General features: G+C 59.8%; 15 protein-coding genes and 1 pseudogene. 9 read left to right on the forward strand and 7 right to left on the reverse strand.

The window, feature by feature from the left end; all coding sequences use genetic code 11:
- Positions 1–23: 23 nt before the first annotated feature.
- A complete protein-coding gene (locus ATC00_RS09575) occupies positions 24–467 on the reverse strand; it encodes a TIGR02588 family protein (RefSeq protein WP_037378493.1) in 444 nt (147 codons plus the stop codon).
- A complete protein-coding gene (locus ATC00_RS09580) occupies positions 464–1,252 on the reverse strand; it encodes a TIGR02587 family membrane protein (protein ID WP_412458383.1) in 789 nt (262 codons plus the stop codon). Before ATC00_RS09580 ends, ATC00_RS09575 begins: the two co-directional genes overlap by 4 nt.
- 462 nt (positions 1,253–1,714) lie before the next feature.
- Between ATC00_RS09580 and ATC00_RS09585 the strand changes: the two genes are divergently transcribed.
- From ATC00_RS09585 to ATC00_RS09595, 3 genes are all read left to right on the forward strand, one after another.
- Positions 1,715–2,938: an extracellular solute-binding protein gene (locus ATC00_RS09585; RefSeq protein WP_064252619.1), complete on the forward strand. Its 1,224-nt coding sequence runs from the start codon at positions 1,715–1,717 to the stop codon at positions 2,936–2,938.
- Between the two features lie 65 nt (positions 2,939–3,003).
- The gene (locus ATC00_RS09590; protein WP_037378500.1) at positions 3,004–4,092 is read left to right on the forward strand and encodes a carbohydrate ABC transporter permease; all 1,089 of its coding nucleotides are present in this window, start codon (positions 3,004–3,006) and stop codon (positions 4,090–4,092) included.
- Positions 4,093–4,217: 125 nt separating this feature from the next.
- The gene (locus ATC00_RS09595) at positions 4,218–5,489 is read left to right on the forward strand and encodes a carbohydrate ABC transporter permease (protein ID WP_234782267.1); all 1,272 of its coding nucleotides are present in this window, start codon (positions 4,218–4,220) and stop codon (positions 5,487–5,489) included.
- An 87-nt stretch (positions 5,490–5,576) separates the two neighbouring features.
- Here the strand turns inward: ATC00_RS09595 and ATC00_RS09600 are convergent, their stop codons facing one another.
- The 3 genes from ATC00_RS09600 to ATC00_RS09615 all read right to left on the reverse strand — a co-directional run bounded on the left by ATC00_RS09600 (position 5,577) and on the right by ATC00_RS09615 (position 9,113).
- Positions 5,577–6,800: a bifunctional alpha/beta hydrolase/OsmC family protein gene (locus tag ATC00_RS09600; protein WP_064252620.1), complete on the reverse strand. Its 1,224-nt coding sequence runs from the start codon at positions 6,798–6,800 to the stop codon at positions 5,577–5,579.
- 314 nt (positions 6,801–7,114) lie between these two features.
- Positions 7,115–8,140, reverse strand: a complete 1,026-nt coding sequence (locus tag ATC00_RS09610) for a quaternary amine ABC transporter ATP-binding protein (protein WP_064252622.1) — start codon at positions 8,138–8,140, stop codon at positions 7,115–7,117.
- Between the two features lie 10 nt (positions 8,141–8,150).
- Positions 8,151–9,113 (reverse strand): ABC transporter permease, encoded by a 963-nt coding sequence (locus ATC00_RS09615; RefSeq protein WP_037378506.1) that lies wholly within the window; start codon positions 9,111–9,113, stop codon positions 8,151–8,153.
- 142 nt (positions 9,114–9,255) lie between these two features.
- Here ATC00_RS09615 and ATC00_RS09620 point away from each other — a divergent pair, with 142 nt between their 5' ends.
- Positions 9,256–9,510 (forward strand): hypothetical protein, encoded by a 255-nt coding sequence (locus ATC00_RS09620; protein ID WP_153045190.1) that lies wholly within the window; start codon positions 9,256–9,258, stop codon positions 9,508–9,510.
- On the opposite strand, the gene ATC00_RS09625 is transcribed toward ATC00_RS09620, so the two are convergent.
- On the reverse strand, positions 9,487–10,437 hold the full coding sequence (locus ATC00_RS09625) for a LysR substrate-binding domain-containing protein (RefSeq protein WP_064252623.1): 951 nt from the start codon (positions 10,435–10,437) through the stop codon (positions 9,487–9,489). The genes ATC00_RS09620 and ATC00_RS09625 overlap by 24 nt on opposite strands.
- Positions 10,438–10,602: 165 nt before the next feature.
- On the opposite strand from ATC00_RS09625, the gene ATC00_RS09630 reads away from it, so the two are divergent.
- From ATC00_RS09630 to proX, 3 genes are all read left to right on the forward strand, one after another.
- On the forward strand, positions 10,603–12,153 hold the full coding sequence (locus ATC00_RS09630) for a trimethylamine methyltransferase family protein (RefSeq protein ID WP_064252624.1): 1,551 nt from the start codon (positions 10,603–10,605) through the stop codon (positions 12,151–12,153).
- A 331-nt stretch (positions 12,154–12,484) separates the two neighbouring features.
- Complete coding sequence (locus ATC00_RS09635) at positions 12,485–13,297, forward strand: GlxA family transcriptional regulator (RefSeq protein ID WP_234782268.1); 813 nt, start codon at positions 12,485–12,487, stop codon at positions 13,295–13,297.
- A gap of 305 nt (positions 13,298–13,602) precedes the next feature.
- A complete protein-coding gene (gene proX, locus ATC00_RS09640) occupies positions 13,603–14,577 on the forward strand; it encodes a glycine betaine/L-proline ABC transporter substrate-binding protein ProX (protein ID WP_064252626.1) in 975 nt (324 codons plus the stop codon).
- A 129-nt stretch (positions 14,578–14,706) separates the two neighbouring features.
- Here the strand turns inward: proX and ATC00_RS34025 are convergent.
- Positions 14,707–14,860: pseudogene (locus ATC00_RS34025) on the reverse strand (GlxA family transcriptional regulator); the annotation flags it as partial.
- A gap of 187 nt (positions 14,861–15,047) precedes the next feature.
- Here ATC00_RS34025 and ATC00_RS09645 point away from each other — a divergent pair.
- Both ATC00_RS09645 and ATC00_RS09650 read left to right on the forward strand, forming a co-directional pair.
- Positions 15,048–15,599 carry a TetR/AcrR family transcriptional regulator gene (locus ATC00_RS09645; protein ID WP_064252627.1) on the forward strand — a complete coding sequence of 184 codons (552 nt, stop codon included), beginning with the start codon at positions 15,048–15,050 and terminating at the stop codon, positions 15,597–15,599.
- A 38-nt stretch (positions 15,600–15,637) separates the two neighbouring features.
- Positions 15,638–16,741 carry a mandelate racemase/muconate lactonizing enzyme family protein gene (locus tag ATC00_RS09650; protein WP_064252628.1) on the forward strand — a complete coding sequence of 368 codons (1,104 nt, stop codon included), beginning with the start codon at positions 15,638–15,640 and terminating at the stop codon, positions 16,739–16,741.
- Positions 16,742–16,750 lie beyond the last annotated feature (9 nt).

Raw genomic sequence — 16,750 nt, forward strand, 5'->3', positions numbered from 1 at the left:
ACACGGGCCGGTGAGAGGGACGCTCAGGGGTCAGTGTATCCGCGGGCGAAAAGGCGCAGCTCATAGGCCTTGGGATCACGTTGAAAGATCACGGCACCCTTCCGCTCGGACTGCTGTGGAATATAGTCGAGCACGGCGCTGCTCTCCTCGACGACCTCGTCGCCCTTGCGAAGCTCACCTTGAATCTCGACCGCGGCAACGGACCTTCCCGCACGATTTTCGGCGGCGAACTCGACCACGTAACTGCCATTCGTGGAGGTGACCTGGACCGGCAGAACGACGAGTTGGGCCGTCCCCTTGGGCTCGCTCAGCCCTTCCACGACCAAGTATGCGAGCACCGCAAGCAACGCCAAGCTACTCGTTCCGGCCGCGATCCACTCGACAGTGGATGTTCCGGGCCTTCGCGTGATTGTCTCGCTGTCACGCTGCTCCTTCTGCCTGTCGCCTTTTGCGGAGTTTTTTGTCACAGGATGAGCCTCGCCACCGCCGCCCCCAATGCGCCTGGAAACGAAAGAACCACGACCGCGCTCAGCGTTTCCGAGAGGCCGGCGCCATCGGTTCTGCCGAAAGTCCAAAGGATGTAGAGGTTGACCAGCATCACAAGGGCATAGCCGACGATCGCATATCGGAAGAAGATGCTGAAGAACCCGGAGCCCGGTTCCGGATTGTGCGTGCCGCGGAATTCGAGTTCATAGACGAAGGCGTGCATGAGGCCGAGCGTTCCGACAACCAGGGCGACCTCCTGCCAGGGGTTCATCTTGTAGGCAATCAGGACAACCTCTTCGGTTGGTGCGATGTTCACCGACAGGAACAGTGCTCCGACGACCATCAGAAACAGTTCGCCGGCGTAACCGGGCTCCGGAATCTCGTTGTCCTCCAACGGACTGGGACCCAACTGAGCCCTCGCCAACGATGCTCCCAAACTGCCGGGTACAACCTGAACGGCAATCTTTCCGACCACCTCCCGGAGCGGCATTTCCGCGTTCACGATCCCGAAGATCAAAAGAACCGCAGTCGCCGCGAAAGCGGCAACCAGGACCGCCACCAATGCATCCGCTATACGGTCGCGAAGCATCACCGTCTCGCGAAAGCCTCCATATTTGTGCAACAGCACCAGCATCGGGACGGTGACTGCCAGCAACAGAGCAAGCCGCAAAGGGTGAAGATGGAAACCCAACGCCCAAGCTTCCATCGTCATCAGCACCGGTACGGCGAAGATCAATGCTCCGGCGAAGGCGCGGCCGAGACCGATCCAGAACTCGCGCCGCGTTGGGCCGACGGTCACTTCAGTTGACGCCAATTCGTTCCCCTTTCACGACCTTGCACGTGCATCGGCTCATGCAAGCAGGTGAAAAATAATGCTTGCTGCGCATTCCTGTTCCGGAACACTGCAGGATTCTCTTGGTGTCTCCGGCGTTGCCGTTGCAGGTCTGCCCGCCCAGCCGTCATTGCAGCGTCGCTTGACGCCAATTGGATCGTTCGAGTCTGATTGGCTACGGAACAGGCCGGCATGTTGCGGCGTTTAGCCAATCGTTCTTCAGGGCGGCAATTGTTTGCGTGCTTTTCGCGTCGTGTTTTGAGATGCCGAAGGAGGCGGGGAACTTCGCCCCCGAACTCGTCGAGAAGCCACCTTCCTGACCGGATTAGAACCTCAAGGTGAGATCGGCTCACCATCCAAATGCTCTCCTGGCCTCTGACCGGAGGGAGGACCGATATGCTGCTTCGTCCTGCGAGAACTCTCGCCGCAGCGACCATGCTGCTTGGCTTGCCGGCATTGGCTAACGAGACCGTCCGGATATCCGGTTGGGGCGGGTCAGAGGTCGCCATCGTCAATGGCTTGTTGACCGACGTTCTTGCCGAAAAGCTCGCGAAAGAGGGCATCACGGTAAAATACGAGCCGGTCGATGGCGAGTTTTCGCAATTCATTATCAACGGCCTGTCGGCGGGCACCGCGCCAGACCTTTTCTACGTCGACATCTTCTGGGCGCGCTCCGTGTTCAGCGCCGGTCAGGCCTTGCCGGTAACGCAGGACGTATCCGGCTTCGCAGCCAATCTCGTCGAGGCGTTCACATATGAAGGGAAGCTTTACGCGATCCCGAAGGACTTCAACACGCTGGCGGTCCATTTCAACAAGGACATCTTCGATGATGCCGGCGTTGCCTATCCGAGCGACGGCGATACGTGGAAGACGCTGCAGGAGAAACTAGTCGCCGTGCACGAGGCTCTTCCGGAGGTCGATGGCCTCTGTCTCGTTCCGGAATATGCCCGCTTCGGGGCCTTTGCATTGTCGACAGGCTGGACCCCCTTCGACAGCCGGGGAAGAACGATGCTCGATCAGCGCTTCCGTCGGGCTTTTGAGTTCTACACCGGCCTCGTGAAGTCCGGGGCTGCCGTCCTGGCCGCCGACGCGGGGCAAAGCTGGGCCGGCGGTTGCCTGGCGTCCGAGCGGGCTGCCATAGCGATCGAGGGCGCCTGGATCATCAGTGCCCTGCGCGATAGTGCCCCAAACATGAACCTCGGCACTGTCCGAATGCCGAAGGACCTCGAAAGCGGCAAACGAGGCAATATCGTCTTTACGGTCGGCTGGACCGTCAACGCGGCCTCCAAGGTCAGCAAGGCTGCTGCAAAGGTCGCCGAGCTCCTGACCTCAAAGGAGGCCCAGCAATGGGTTTTGGAGCAAGGACTGGCCCTGCCGAGCCGGACCGGTCTGGCTGATAACTCCTGGCTGCGCGGCGGCCGTCCCGAACAGATGACAAGCCGCGTGATACTTGAAGGACTGTCGGACGATCACGTCATGCCGTATTTCTTCGGAAAGGTGGGAGGTAGTTGGATGCAGCCGATCAATGCTGCTCTCAATTCTGTCATCCTCGGGGAGACGGACGCCGACACGGCTTTGGCATCGGCGCAAAGCGCCCTCGATCGGATGCTCGCGAATTAAAGCTGCGTTGCTCTCGAGCAAGGACGAGAGGACTCGTTAGTCGGGCACCCTCAGGAGGAGCATGCATGGGGCGAGCAGGTTCGGAAGAGCGGAGCGGCTGGCTCTTCATCTTGCCCTTCACGGTCTCGATGGCGCTGTTTTTCGTCTACGCGATCGTCCGGACCGCCTATTACAGCTTTACCGATTTCGACCTCTTCAAGGCTCCGAGCTTCGTCGGGCTGTCCAATTACACTGCGCTTGTCTCCGATGAGCTTTTCCTCACTGCCCTGCGCAACACGATCGGCTTCTCGCTCATCGTCACAACGGTTCAGACGGCGCTTGCGCTTGCCCTGGCGGTTCTCGTGAACCACGCCGTCCGGGCGAGGGGGCTCGTCAGGACCGTGTTTTACCTGCCATCCATCATGTCCAGTGCGGCCATGACGCTTATCTTTCTTTGGCTCTTTCAAAGAGACGGCTTCATGACCGCGATCGTCGGCGTCGTGCTTGCCTATCACCGGCACATCCTTCTGTTCTTCGTGGGCATCGCTGCGGTGCAGGGTGCGCTCGTTCTCAAGGCGCGGCGCCGCTATGATGGCGTTTCGATTTTCGACCCCTTCTTTCTGCTCGTCGCCGCCGCGAGCGCGCTCACACTTGTCGTCGCCTGTGCCCTCGCGGGATTGCTGCCCGTCTTCGATAACGATCTGCGTGTTTCCTGGCTGAATACTCAGCAGCGCTTCTTCTTCATGCCGGTCACGCTGTGGTCGGTGGCGTTGATGAATATCTTTACGACCGTCCCGACGCTGATGCTGTTGTTCCTGGCGGGGCTCCAATCGATCCCGAACGCCTTGTACGATGCGGCCGAGATCGACGGGGCCAACGCTTTCCAGCGATTTCGCCATATAACCGTGCCGGCGCTTAGGCCGGTGACCTTTGCCGTCGTCACGATGAGCATAATCGGCACGCTGCAGATGTTCGACCAAGTCGCGATTCTGGGAGATGCGGCGCCGCTGGCAAGTCGCGTGACGCTTGCATATTACGTCTATGAGAACGCGTTTCCGGCCGGCGCCTCTTCGAGGATCGGCATGGCAAGTGCGGCGGCGCTCGTCCTCGGCATTCTGACAATCGCGGTCGTCTACGTTCAAAAGTCGGTCGGCGTGAAGGAACGGGCCGAATGATGGCGAGGAAGACCGCTGCGGATGCCCGGCCCTCACGCCGCCCTCTGCCGGCTGGCGCGCTTCGCCGGCGGCAGCTGGCCCTCAGCACCTGGTTATATCTCGCCCTTCTTGCCGTCGCGACGATAATGACAGGGACATTTGTTCTTGCCTTTATGGCGAGCCTGAAGGTCGATCCACTGGAAAGGCCGTTCCGTGTCTATTTCGATCAGCTGAACCCGGCCGCGTGGATTGCCGCCGCCCGTTTGGGGCAAGAGGGTGCGGGTGACGCTTTGTGGGGAGGACTGTCTCCCGGCGCCGAAGTGGACTTCAGTGTCACTTACGGAGCGCCCGCCGGGACCGAGATCGTCGAACCGAAGGCCGAGATTCCGCGCCGCCGCCCGGGGTCGGGCATCGCCGCTGCGCTCATGCGACATTACGCGGCGGATTATGCGTCAATCGCGCTGAAAAGTTCCAGTTCGGCAATGATGCAGGTTCGTGCCGAGAAGGGAGGATTGCAAGCGTGGCAGACGCGGACATTCGTCTATGAGATCACCTACCGCACCGACGGCCAGGATCAGCCATGGATCGAACGCACGCCCCTCAATCTGACCGCTCCGCCCTCTCAAACGCTTGTCGAAAGTCCGATTTCGCCATCGCGGTCCGAGCGTCGCGGACGTCTCCTGAGTTGGGACAACATCACGCCAGGCGTTCTCGGGCTGATCTTCAACAACTACCGGCGGGTGATAAACGAGACGGCTGACCTAGAGACCGGGAAAAGCCTGTTCGGGAGCTGGCTGGTCAATAGCTTCGCCATCGCCGCCGGACGCTTGGTCCTGACGCTCGTCGTCGCCAGCCTTGGCGGATATGCACTTGCGCGGCTCAAATTCAGCGGCAGCCGTTTCATATTCGCTGCTTTGCTCTTCTCGATGACGATTCCAGCGCAGGTGACCTTCGTCTCGAACTATCTGATCTTCAGGGACCTGTCGCTTCTAAACACCCCCTGGAGCGTAATCGTCGTTTTCGTCGCCTCGGCCAATGTCCTGTTGATGAAGCAGTTTTTCGAAGGGTTTCCAAAAGAGATAGAGGAGGCGGCGATCATGGACGGCGCCAGCCGTTTTCAAGTGTTCTGGAAGATCGTGCTGCCAAACGCAAAGCCGGCCTTGTTGGTCAACGCAATTCTCGCCTTCCAAGGTGCCTGGAACGATTTCTTTTGGCCCCTCGTCCTCATCACCAGCCCGCCCGAAGCGCTGACGGTCCAGGTCGGGCTTCTCAGCCTGCGTCGCTCGTTCGGGGGCGCGCAGGGCGATTGGGGACTCGTTCTGGCCGGCGCATTCATCTCGATCGTGCCGGTGCTTATCCTCTTCGTACTCTTCCAGCGGCACATCGTCTCGAATGAGCTCACCAGGGGCATCACCTAGCGCTGCCAAGCCATCCTTTGTTGGTGACCTCGAGGCGTCATACTTTGAGGGGGGCTTCCACCACCGAAGCGATCCACCTCTCGCCTATCATTTCATGACGGTTTTTATCTTGGCGATAGATTCGAGCGTGCGATGGACGGGGCACTTGCCGGCAATTTCCTCAATCTTGCTGCGAAGCGCCTCGGAGATCCCGCCGTCGATGGAAATCACGCGCTCGAATTGATCGATCCTGCCGCTGCCGAGTTCCGTTTCGGTGCATTCCTCGCAGTCCTCCGCATGAATCTTGGCATGCGAGACGTCAACGCCAATTCGCCCGAGGGAAAGCTTTTTGTGGTCGGCATAGAGACGCAATGTCATCGATGTGCAGGCGCCAAGTGCAATCGACAGGAAGTCATAGGGTGATGGCCCGGAATCGAGCCCGCCCACTCTTTTGGGCTCATCGGCGAACAGCCGATGGCCGCCAGCCTGAACCGCGTTTTGAAACTTGCCTTCGCCCGTTTCCGTCACACGGACATGTTCAATCGGCTCCTCGCCCTGCGGCAGGTCAGCGGAGACATAACGGGTCAGCCATCCCGATATGATCCGGCCGACGAAGGCTGCGTCCTCCGGATCGGTGAGCAGATGATCGGCCTTATCCAGCGACACAAAGCTCTTCGGATGTCTGGCCGCATGGAAGATTTCGGTAGCATTCTCGATTCCGACGGTCTCGTCCAGGGGAGCGTGGAGAATGAGAAGCGGCCTTCTCAGGTTTGCAACGGCATCCTTAATACGCTGCTCACGTGCGTCTTCGACAAATTGCTTTCGAACGAGGAATGTACGCCCGGCAAGTTCGACGTCGGCAGCACCGCTCTTTTCGATCTCCTCGAGGCTCGTCCCGAAGTTCTTCAGCACGTGACCCACATCGGCCGGTGCGCCGATTGTGGCCACGGCGCACACCTCAGGAATCTCATTGGCGACGGCCAGAACAGCAGCGCCCCCGAGCGAGTGGCCAATCAGCAATGACGGTGCCTGATAGCGTTGACGGAGATAGTCGGCGGCGGAAACCAGGTCGGCGACATTGGAGGAGAAATTCGTCGAGGCGAATTCGCCTTCGCTCGATCCCAGGCCGGTGAAATCGAAGCGCAGGACAGCGATACCTTCGCGCGCAAGCTCCGCGGCAATGCGGCGCGCGGCCGCCAGATCCTTGGAACAGGTGAAGCAATGCGCAAAGAGTGCGTAAGCGCGCAATTTCCCGTTGGGCAGATCGAGGCGGGCGGCCAGGGTGGCCCCGGAATGGCCGGCAAATTGGTGCCTTTGCGTGTTGAAAGACATGGTAACGCTCCTTGGCTCCGCGGAAAGGAGCATTCTACACCTGCAACGGCGACGGACTACCTAGCTGTTGTCCAATCGCGATTTGAGGAGTGAGGTCGACGCGGCGGCATCGCCGATGGTCTCCTCGGTTATGTGCCTCTGCTCGTCGTGCGCAAAATGGATCCCCGAGCGAACGCGGCGCTCAAGGGCGAAAGCGGCATCCGGCCGGGCGGTTCTGAGAAAATGCTGGCAATGACCGAGGTCATTGCCAGCGAAGTACTTGCCGGGGGAGTGGCCCAACAAGTTGGGGAACGCCTGATGGATGTGCGCCCAGGTCAACCGCTGACGGCGTTTAGCAGATCGTATCGTGAAACCACGCCAACCGGCCGTTTGCCATCGGAGACGGTGATAACTCCATCGTGTTCTTTCGCGACCTGCAGGAGTTTCGACAATTTGTCTGACGCGAGCACTGAGGGGCTGGAAGGGGCCGGGGTCTGTCCGGCGGCAAGGGGTTGCATCACCTTCCCGGCGGAAACCAGCTCCAGTCGGGAAATTCCCTTCACGAAATCGGCGACGTAATCGTCGACGGGCTCCGTCACGATTTGTTCGGCAGTTCCCACCTGCACGAACCGGCCGTCCTTCATGATGGCGATATGCGTTCCCAATCGGATCGCTTCGTCCAGGTCATGCGTGATGAAGACGGTTGTCTTCTTGAGTACCTTCGAGAGGTCCAGAAATTGCTCCTGAAGCTGCCGCCTGATGAGCGGATCGAGCGCCGAGAATGGCTCGTCCATCAGCAGGATCTCGGGATCGGCAGCCATCGCGCGGGCGAGCCCCACCCGCTGTTTCATGCCGCCGGAAAGCTCATCAGGGTAACGGTCGCCCCAGCCGTCGAGGCTGACTAGGCGCAGCTTTTCAAGCGCGACATCATGGCGGTCAGCCCTGCTCATGCCGCGCAGTTCCAGGCTCAGAGCGACGTTGTCGATGACGGTCCGGTGGGGCAGCAGAGCCATGTTCTGGAACACCATGCCCACGCTTTGCGAGCGCAACTGCCGCAGTTGCGGCCCCTCAAGGGCGTTGACATCCTGGTTGGCGACGCGGATCACGCCCGCCGTCGGTTCGACAAGCCGGTTGATGTGGCGGACAAGCGTGGACTTTCCGGACCCGGAGAGCCCCATGATACAGAAGATCTCACCCTGTCTGACGGTGAAGGACACGTCCGCGACGCCAACGACGCAGCGATATTGCTCCAGGATTTCCTTCTTGCTCAAACCACGCTCGATGACCGCCGAATGGGCTTCTTTCGAGTTCTCGCCGAAAATCTTCCAGACGTTCCTGCATTCGATGACCGCGTCAGTCACGCTGGACTCCTCAGTTCTTGATGGCCGACGACGGCAATTGTTGAGCTTGATCCGTCCGGGACGTTTTGGCTACGGAGCGCACCAGCCCGATGGGGCCCTTGCTGAGCCATTCGCCTTTCTTCCGCGGCTTGGCGAGCGCCTGCGTCAGGCGGTCCAGCACGATCGCGAGAGCGACGATGCCTACGCCGCCGACGGTTGCGATGCCGATGTCGAGCCGGCCAATACCGCGGAGCACCATCTGCCCAAGTCCGCCGACAGCGATCATTGAAGCGATCACCACCATCGACAGCGACATCATAAGGGTCTGGTTGACGCCGGCCATGATCGTCGGCATCGCCAGGGGCAGCTGTGCCTTCCACAGAAGTTGCGACTCCGTGGCGCCGAAGGCGCGCATCGCTTCGACTACGTCGCCGGGAACCTGCTTCATTCCGAGGTATGTCAAGCGGATCACAGGCGCGACGGCGAATATGACGGTAACGATTACGCCGGGCACGTTGCCGATGCCGAAGAGCATCACCACCGGGACCAGGTAAACGAAAGCCGGAATGGTCTGCATACCGTCAAGGAGTGGCCGCAGGATTGCGTAAAGGGTTTCCGACCGCGAGGCCCATATGCCGAGCGGAATGCCCAAAGCGAGCGAGAAAATCAGCGAGGTCAGGACGATGGCCAGGGTGAGCATCGTTTCCGGCCACACGCCGATAAAACCCACAAAGAGCAAAATAGCGACAAGTCCGAGCGCGAGCCTGATTCCGGCTATCTGCCAGGCGACGAGTGCGACGACCAGCACCACGACCATCGGGGGCACAGCCCCCAAGGCTGCGGTAAAGGACAGCAACATTGAATCGACCGGCGCCTTCACGGCTTGGAAGAACGGCCGGTAGTTGTCTACGGCCCACCGCAAGCCAGCGGTCATCCATTCGGCAAGCGGAAGCTTTCCGCATGCGAACGGATCGAGAAATCCGCATTCTGCCATTTGTTCCCTCTTTCGTTAGGTTTTTCTGATTTTTATCACAGCGAGACGTTGTTACCCGGCGCAAAAAAGTAGCGTCACAGGTGACTTAATTTCGGCTGCCATCGCGCGGCCGAAGCGCCATCCGGTCGGATCATCGAGGAAGATGCATGGCCCCATAATGGCCGAACTTGCCGAGGATGTGAGCGGTGGGAAGCGTGGCATCATCGCTGTGGCTTGCTTCCACGTCGGTGCGGCCGTCGCTCCGGACAAGGTTCGAGCGACGCTGGACCGGTGGCCTGCCACCGAAGGCAATTATGACGAGGAAAATCCAGTCCGCATCGAGGGAGGACGCATCAAGGCACCGATCGGACCGGCTCGTGCGTCGAAGCGCGCCTCACCAATCATGTCGTCTGGCTGACGCCATTTGGTCGGGCGCGATCTTGCGTTCCTGCTCTGCCACTTCGCGCAGCCAATCCCGAAGAACACAAGCTGCAGCCGACAGTTCGCGGTTGTTGTTGGTCGTCAGATAGTAAGCGCCTGGTGCCGGGATCATCAGCTCCGTGAGCCTTACGAGCTTTCCCTCGTCGATGAGATGGCCGACCAGCCGCTCCCAGCCTACAGCGACGCCTTGGTCCGCCATGGCGGCCTGTAAGGCGACAGTGAATCTGCTGAATCTCCGGCCACTGCTCAGGGCATGGGGAATCCCGGCACGCAACAGCACCTCTTCCCATCCGGCCCAATCCGGATCGCCCCAAGCCACATGCAGATGGGGCAATTCCGCCAGCTCTGCTGCGGTCACGCCCTGGTGTTCTGCCGCAAATCCCGGCCCGCAGACAGGGTAAATCACGTCGTCGAACAGCAGCTCGGCCGTCTCGTCTAGCCATGCACCGAAACCGTAGCGTATCCGCAACTCGACCTCGGATCGCCGATAATCCTTGGCATTGTCGGAAATCAGATGATCGACCGCGATGTCCGGGTATCGCCGCCAGAAATCCGGCATTCTCGGGATCAGCCACATTGTCGCGAAGGCGTCGGTGCAGGCGATCGTTACATTGCGGACCTGGTCGCCGCGCTTGATGGCGCGCACCACGTCCGATGCCTTGGAAAAACCGCTCGCCAAGACACTGTACAGCTCTTCCCCTGCGGGGGTGAGCGCGACGCCCTTTGCGTTCCGCACAAACAGCGGCACGCCAACCTCTTCTTCGATCGCCTTTATTTGTCTGCTGACCGCGCCAGGCGTCACGTTCAACTCGCTTGCTGCCAATTTGAAGCTTAGATGGCGCGCAGACGCCTCGAAAACGGCAAGTGTAGTGAGTGACGGAAGGTCGTAGAACCTACGAACCATTTGGCCCAACTCCCGGATCGGTAGGAACGCCGCACGCTAGCATAATAGTCAACTGCCGCGTGAGACTTTTGCATTTGGTTATTCCAGACGGCTCGGTCATTAGTCTAGTCCGTGCGCGACGTCGACCTTCCGCACACGAGAAACACTGCAGGGAGAACAGGCGCTATGAACGTGCAAGCCAACACGGCAAGAAGGGGCGGCCGAGACGCCCGTCGTGTGCTCCGGACCACTCCGAAATTCCAGATGTTTCCGACGCTCAGGCGTGGCCTCCCCGACACGGCGCCCATGAACGAGGAGCAGATCGAGCGCATTCACACCGCCTCGATGGACATCCTGGAGGAAGTGGGTGTTGTGTTCCGCGACCCGATCGCGCTGGAGGACTGGAAGCGCGCCGGCGCGGACGTCCGGGGTGAGCGCGTCCATCTCGACCGGGCGCTCGTCATGGACCTCATCAAGACGATCCCGCCCGAAATCAAATATTATGCCCGCAACCCCGAGAACAACGTCGAACTCGGAGGCAAGAAGTCGATCTTCGTGCCAATGACGGGCGCGCCCTATATGCGCGACCTCGACGACGTCCGCCGCGGCCCGACGATCGCCGACCTCGGCACCTTCCACAAACTGGCCCACATGATGCCGGCGCTGCATTCGTCAGCGCATCACATCGTCGAGCCGATGGACATCGTGGTGGCCCACCGCCATCTCCACATCACCTATTCATCGATGAAGTACTCGGACAAGATGTTCATGGGGATGACCACGTCGCCCAAGAACGCCGAGGACGTGCTCGACATGTGCGCCATCCTGTTCGGCGCGGAGTTCCTCGAAACGCATGCCGTCGCTACCGGCAACTGCAACGGCAACTCCCCACTGGTTTGGGACCAGACCATGCTGGGCGCCATGCGGGCGTTCAATCGGCGAAACCAGCCGGTTCTCTGCTCTCCGTTCGTCCTGGGCGGCGCAAACACCCCCGCGTCCACCGCCGCTGCCGTCGCGCAGCTCAACGCCGAAGCCCTTTCTGCGCTTGCATATACCCAAGTCGTGCGCCGCGGATGCCCGGCGATCTATGGCCACTACTTGTCGACCGTTTCGATGCAGTCGGGTGCGCCGATGGCCGGAACGCCAGAGATATCACTGATGAACTTCATGATCGGCCAGATGGCCCGACATTACAACGTTCCCTGGCGAACGTCGAACCTGCTTGGCGGCGCGAAAACATTCGACGCACAGTCGGGATATGAAAGTGCCATGACGATGATGGCCGTCCTGATGTCCGGAGCGAATTACATCTGGCATTCGGCCGGCTGGAACGAGGCCGGAATGCACTGCTCCATCGCAAAATTCATGGTGGACTCCGAAGTCTGCGCGATGGGTTACCGCATGGCCGAAGGCATCAAGTGGGATGACTTCGACGAGGCGCTCGCCGCGGTTCGTGATGTCGGCCCCGGCGGCCACTACCTCGGTCATCCACACACCCAGGCGAACTTCGAGAAGGCGTTTTTCATCCCGAAGCTTTTCGACAACAACTCGATCGAACAGTGGATCGCCGACGGCTCCAAGGACATAAAGCAGCGCGCACTTGAGCAGGCCCGCTATCTGCTGTCGGAATACCAGGAACCCAAGCTCGATCAAGCTGTCGACGAAGAGCTGCGCGCCTACATCGACCGTCGAAGCCGCGAAATCCCCGCTGTCGACGCGCTGAATGAGGATCACTGATGCGTCGGCGAACCTTGCCGCGCCGTGATTCGTGAGGAGCGAAATGACATATGAGGAATGGAAGGACGGAGTGGTCGCTCGCTCGGCGGACCGAGCGACCATTCCCGGTGAAAGCACGTCGATCGCGTGTGATGAAACAGCCGCGATCGCGATACTTCTGTTCCCCGGCTTCTCGCTCTTGAGCCTTTCGTCCTTTCTCGCACCGTTCGAGAAGGCGAACGCCATTCTTGGCAGACAGAGGTTCCGATGGACCTTCGCCAGCAGGTCGGGCATTTCCGAGACCTGCAGCCTTGGGCTGGCAATGCCCGCCCCCCTTTGTTTTTCGGAGGTCATGCCGAAGATACCGCTCGCCGATAGCACGAAGATGGTGGTCATGGTGGCTGACGGCATCATCGAGCCCGGTGCGCCGAAGGAATTGGCGGGATCTGTACGTCTTTGCATCCGGCAGAACATTCCGGTCGTCGCCATTGGCACGGCATCGTGGCTTCTCGCCGAAATGGGTGCGCTCAAGAATACCGAGTGCACAATCCACTGGGAGAGGATGGCCGCCTTTTCGGAGACGTTTAGCGGGCCGCGGGTGACTGACGCCATCTACACTGGTGACGGCGGCATTTGGAGCTGTGCCGGCGAAACCTCGGCATTCGATCTCGCGATAGCCCTTCTCGAGCGGGCCCTCGGTCCACACCTGACAACGGAAATCTGCAAGCGCAATGTTGCGGAAGGAGCCAGGGACAGGACGCATCGTCAGACCGGCTGGTTCCCGTGGAACGCATATTGCGCGAACGACAAACTGCCCGAGGCGATCAAGTTGATGGAGAGACATCTCGAGGAACCGCTTTCACTCGAGCAAATCGCCGAGACATTAAGAATCTCCCGGCGACAATTGGAACGCCTTTTCGATACCTACCTGGCTACCTCTCCTTACAAGTATTACGTCAAGCTAAGGCTGGACCGCGGCAGGCAACTCGTGGAGTCGACGAATAAACCCATCGTCGAAGTCGCGGTGGCCTGCGGTTTTGTCTCTGCCACTCACTTCACAAAATGCTACCGCCTTCAATTCGGGTGCAGCCCCACCCAGACGAGGTTCTCACGGTTGAGAAGAATGTGGTCACCGAGGAAAGCGCGGCTCGCTGAGCGCGGCTGAACACGCGCGAACCGCGGTGGGGTCGTCCGCGGAAAGTCGCTTCGAATGCCATGAGAAGGCTTGTTCAGAGGCAGCCTTGCGACGTGCGCGCGAGGCTGCTGCTTTGCGTGCTTCCGGCCCAACATCTCAATTGAATCAGTGCATTAAAGTCACCTGAGGGTCTACTTTTTTGCGGCGTGGCGCTCGGAAAACATATGTTACCAATTTCAACATTCCTCGGGAGGGAAAGCCTGACGCAGAGCGTGGAGACGCTGAGCGCCGAGCGGTTTCGGGGTTGAGGCCTATCAAAAAAGGGAACTGACATCATGAAGATCAAGACTACCGCTGCTTTGATCGCATCATTGCTGGCGACGACGGGCGCTGCGTCCGCAGCCGATCAAGTGAACGCCGCTTGGTCCGGCATCACGGAGGAACTCTTTCAGACCTTTATCGTGTCCGAGGGATTGAAGGAACTCGGTTACGACGTGGCCGAGCCGACCCAGACTCAGGTTCAACTCGCCCACATCGCGGTGGGCAACGGTGACCTCACCTTCTATGCCGCACACTGGGAGCCGCTTCACGAAGCTTTCTGGAAGGAGGCCGGCGGCGACGAGCAACTGGTGCGTCTTGGCAAGCTCTCCTCAAACAGTCTGCAGGGCTACCTGATCGACAAAAAGACGGCGGAGAGCTCGAGCATCAAGTTTATTGAGGATTTGAAAGATCCGGAAAAGGCAAAGCTGTTCGACACCAACGGCAACGGCAAAGCCGACCTGTACGGATGCGAGCCGGGATGGGGTTGCGAGCGCGTGATCGAACACCAACTCGATGCCTACGGACTGAGAGACACGGTGGAGCACCAGCAAGGCGGCTACTTTACAATTATTCCGGACGCTATCGAGAGAATCAAGGAAGGAAAGCCGACCCTCTACTACACCTGGACGCCGCTGTGGGTTTCAGCTGTTCTCAAGCCGGGTGAGAACGTTGTCTGGCTGAACGTGAAGGAGACGTCGCTCCCAGACGACCAGAGCGGCAACACGTCGGTCGAGGGACTCGGCAATCTCGGCTTCCCGGTAAACGACCAGATGGTGATCGCCAATGCCGTGTTTGTGAAGAACAATCCAAAGGCGAAGAAGCTCTTCGAGCTCCTGCAGATACCGATCGAGGACATCAACGCGGAAAACCAGCTCGTCAATGAAGGCGAGAAGTCGATGGAGCAGATCGAGAAGCACGCGACGGACTGGATTGCCGGGCACAAAGAGCAGTGGGACAAGTGGATCGCCGAAGCCAAGGCCGCAGAATAGGACAGGCATGGCGCTGCGTCCCGCTACTGCATGTCTCCTTAAATCAACCTCGATTTAAGTCGCTGTAGTGGGCCGCAGCGCCAACGCGAATACACACGCTCGGCCCGCATGAAATCATCCGGTTTCTCAAGCAAGCTCCTCGATGGTGATGCCGCCTTGAAGATGCTGCTCCATGCTTATCAGAGCGGCTGACATGGTCGCGGAACGGCTGTCGCGTCTGGATGTCGAACTGCGAACGCGCCATTGCGATCTGCAATACTTCAAGCGCATTGCGCTCGGCGTCACCCGGGCTTCGCGAGTCCCTGCATTCGAACTGCTTCCGGAACTCTTTCCGATATTCGAGCCAGCGGGCTTGTAGAACCGAAGGACGATCACGACACTCGAATGCATGCCATTCAGGTCGCTTATCTACCGGACCATGGTCGCTTTTTGATCGGCGACGGTAGAGCGATCATTCTACCTTCCTTCCTATGACAACGAGAAAAGAAAAAATCGCGAGCGACCTCGACCGCCAGTTTGCCGAGCTGGGTTTTGCCGAGCAGGGGGTGGAAGCGCTGCGGGCCGGGGCGGATGTCTCGCTTCGAACGCTCTACAAGTATTTTCCGAGCCGTGAGGCGATGGTGGTGGGAGCGTTGGAATACCGCGACAGAACCTATTTCGACTGGCTCGCAGGCGGTCCGGACAGCGGTGTCGAGCACGTCCTTCATCCAATCGTCCGGCTCGGTGACTGGTTGCGTGAAGTAGCGAACACCGGCTGTCTCTTCTTGAATGCTTTGGCAGATCATCCAGACAGCGCCGCCATTCGCGAGGTCGTCATCGATCATAAGGCGCGGCTCGCCGATGAATTTCGCAGACGCCTTCGAACCATTGCTCCTGACAAGGATATCGAGCGGCTCGCCGAAACGCTTTTCCTTCTTCACGAAGGCATGACGCAGACCGCCCGCTTGCATGGACGGGAGCGGGCAACGGCTGCGGCGCTTCGAGCTGCGAGAGCGGCATTGGCGGCTGAAGGTATCGCCTGAACTCTTGTCCACGATTCCAAACGCCTTGGGAGGCAAACTTGAAGATCAAGGAAATCCATATCTATAGCCATGACCTGCCCGTGAAGGACGGTCCCTACACGATGGCGAATGCCGAGGTCTGGTCATTGAGGACGACGTTGGTTCGTCTGGTAGGCGAGGATGGAACGGAAGGCTGGGGTGAAACCTGCCCCGTCGGCCCCACCTATGCCGAAGCCCATGCCGGAGGTGCGGTCGCCGCCTTGACCGAAATGGCTCCGGGACTGGTGGGAACGGAAGTCTGGCCCCTCTCACTCCAGCGCCGGATGAATGGCCTGCTGAATGGGCACAACTATGCCAAGGCGGCTATCGACATCGCCGCTCACGACCTGATCGGCAAAAAGCTTGGTCTGAGCGTTGCCCAGTTGCTGGGCGGGGCGGCAGTCGGAAAGGTGCCGTCATACTATGCGACGAGCGTCGGTACCCCCGATGATATTGCCCGCATCGCCCGCGGAAAGATGGAGGAAGGTTATCCGCGTCTGCAGGTCAAGGTAGGCGGCCGCCCCGTCGAGGTCGACATCGCGGCAATCCGCAAGGTCTGGGAGGTGATCAAGGGGTCGGGGATGCGGCTGGCGGTGGATGCCAATCGCGGATGGACAACGCGTGACGCGCTTCGCGTCAGTCGTGAATGCCCGGACATTCCGTTCATCATGGAGCAGCCCTGCAACACGATTGAAGACCTGCAAAAAATCCGCCCGCAGGTGCATCACGGCATCTACATGGACGAGAACGGTGTGGACCTGAATACGGTCGTCACTGCGGCGGGCACAGGCCTGGTCGACGGCTTTGGCATGAAGGTCACTCGCATCGGCGGCCTGCGCAACTTCGCAATTTTCCGCGACATCTGCGCCGCGCGCAATCTTCCCCATACCTGCGATGATGCATGGGGTGGCGATATTCTTGCTGCCGCCTGTGTGCAGGCGGGCGCCACCATCAGCCAAAAGCTTTGCGAGGGTGTGTGGATTGCAGCTCCGTACATCGAGGGCAACTACGACAGCAAAAACGGCATCCGGATCGAAGGCGGCCATATCGCCCTTCCCGAAGGCGCAGGTCTCGGCGTGACGCCAGATGCCGGCGTCTTCGGCGAACCGGTTGCCAGCTTCTGAACGAGGTTA

This window comes from Sinorhizobium americanum, from assembly GCF_001651855.1.
Taxonomy (GTDB): domain Bacteria; phylum Pseudomonadota; class Alphaproteobacteria; order Rhizobiales; family Rhizobiaceae; genus Sinorhizobium; species Sinorhizobium americanum.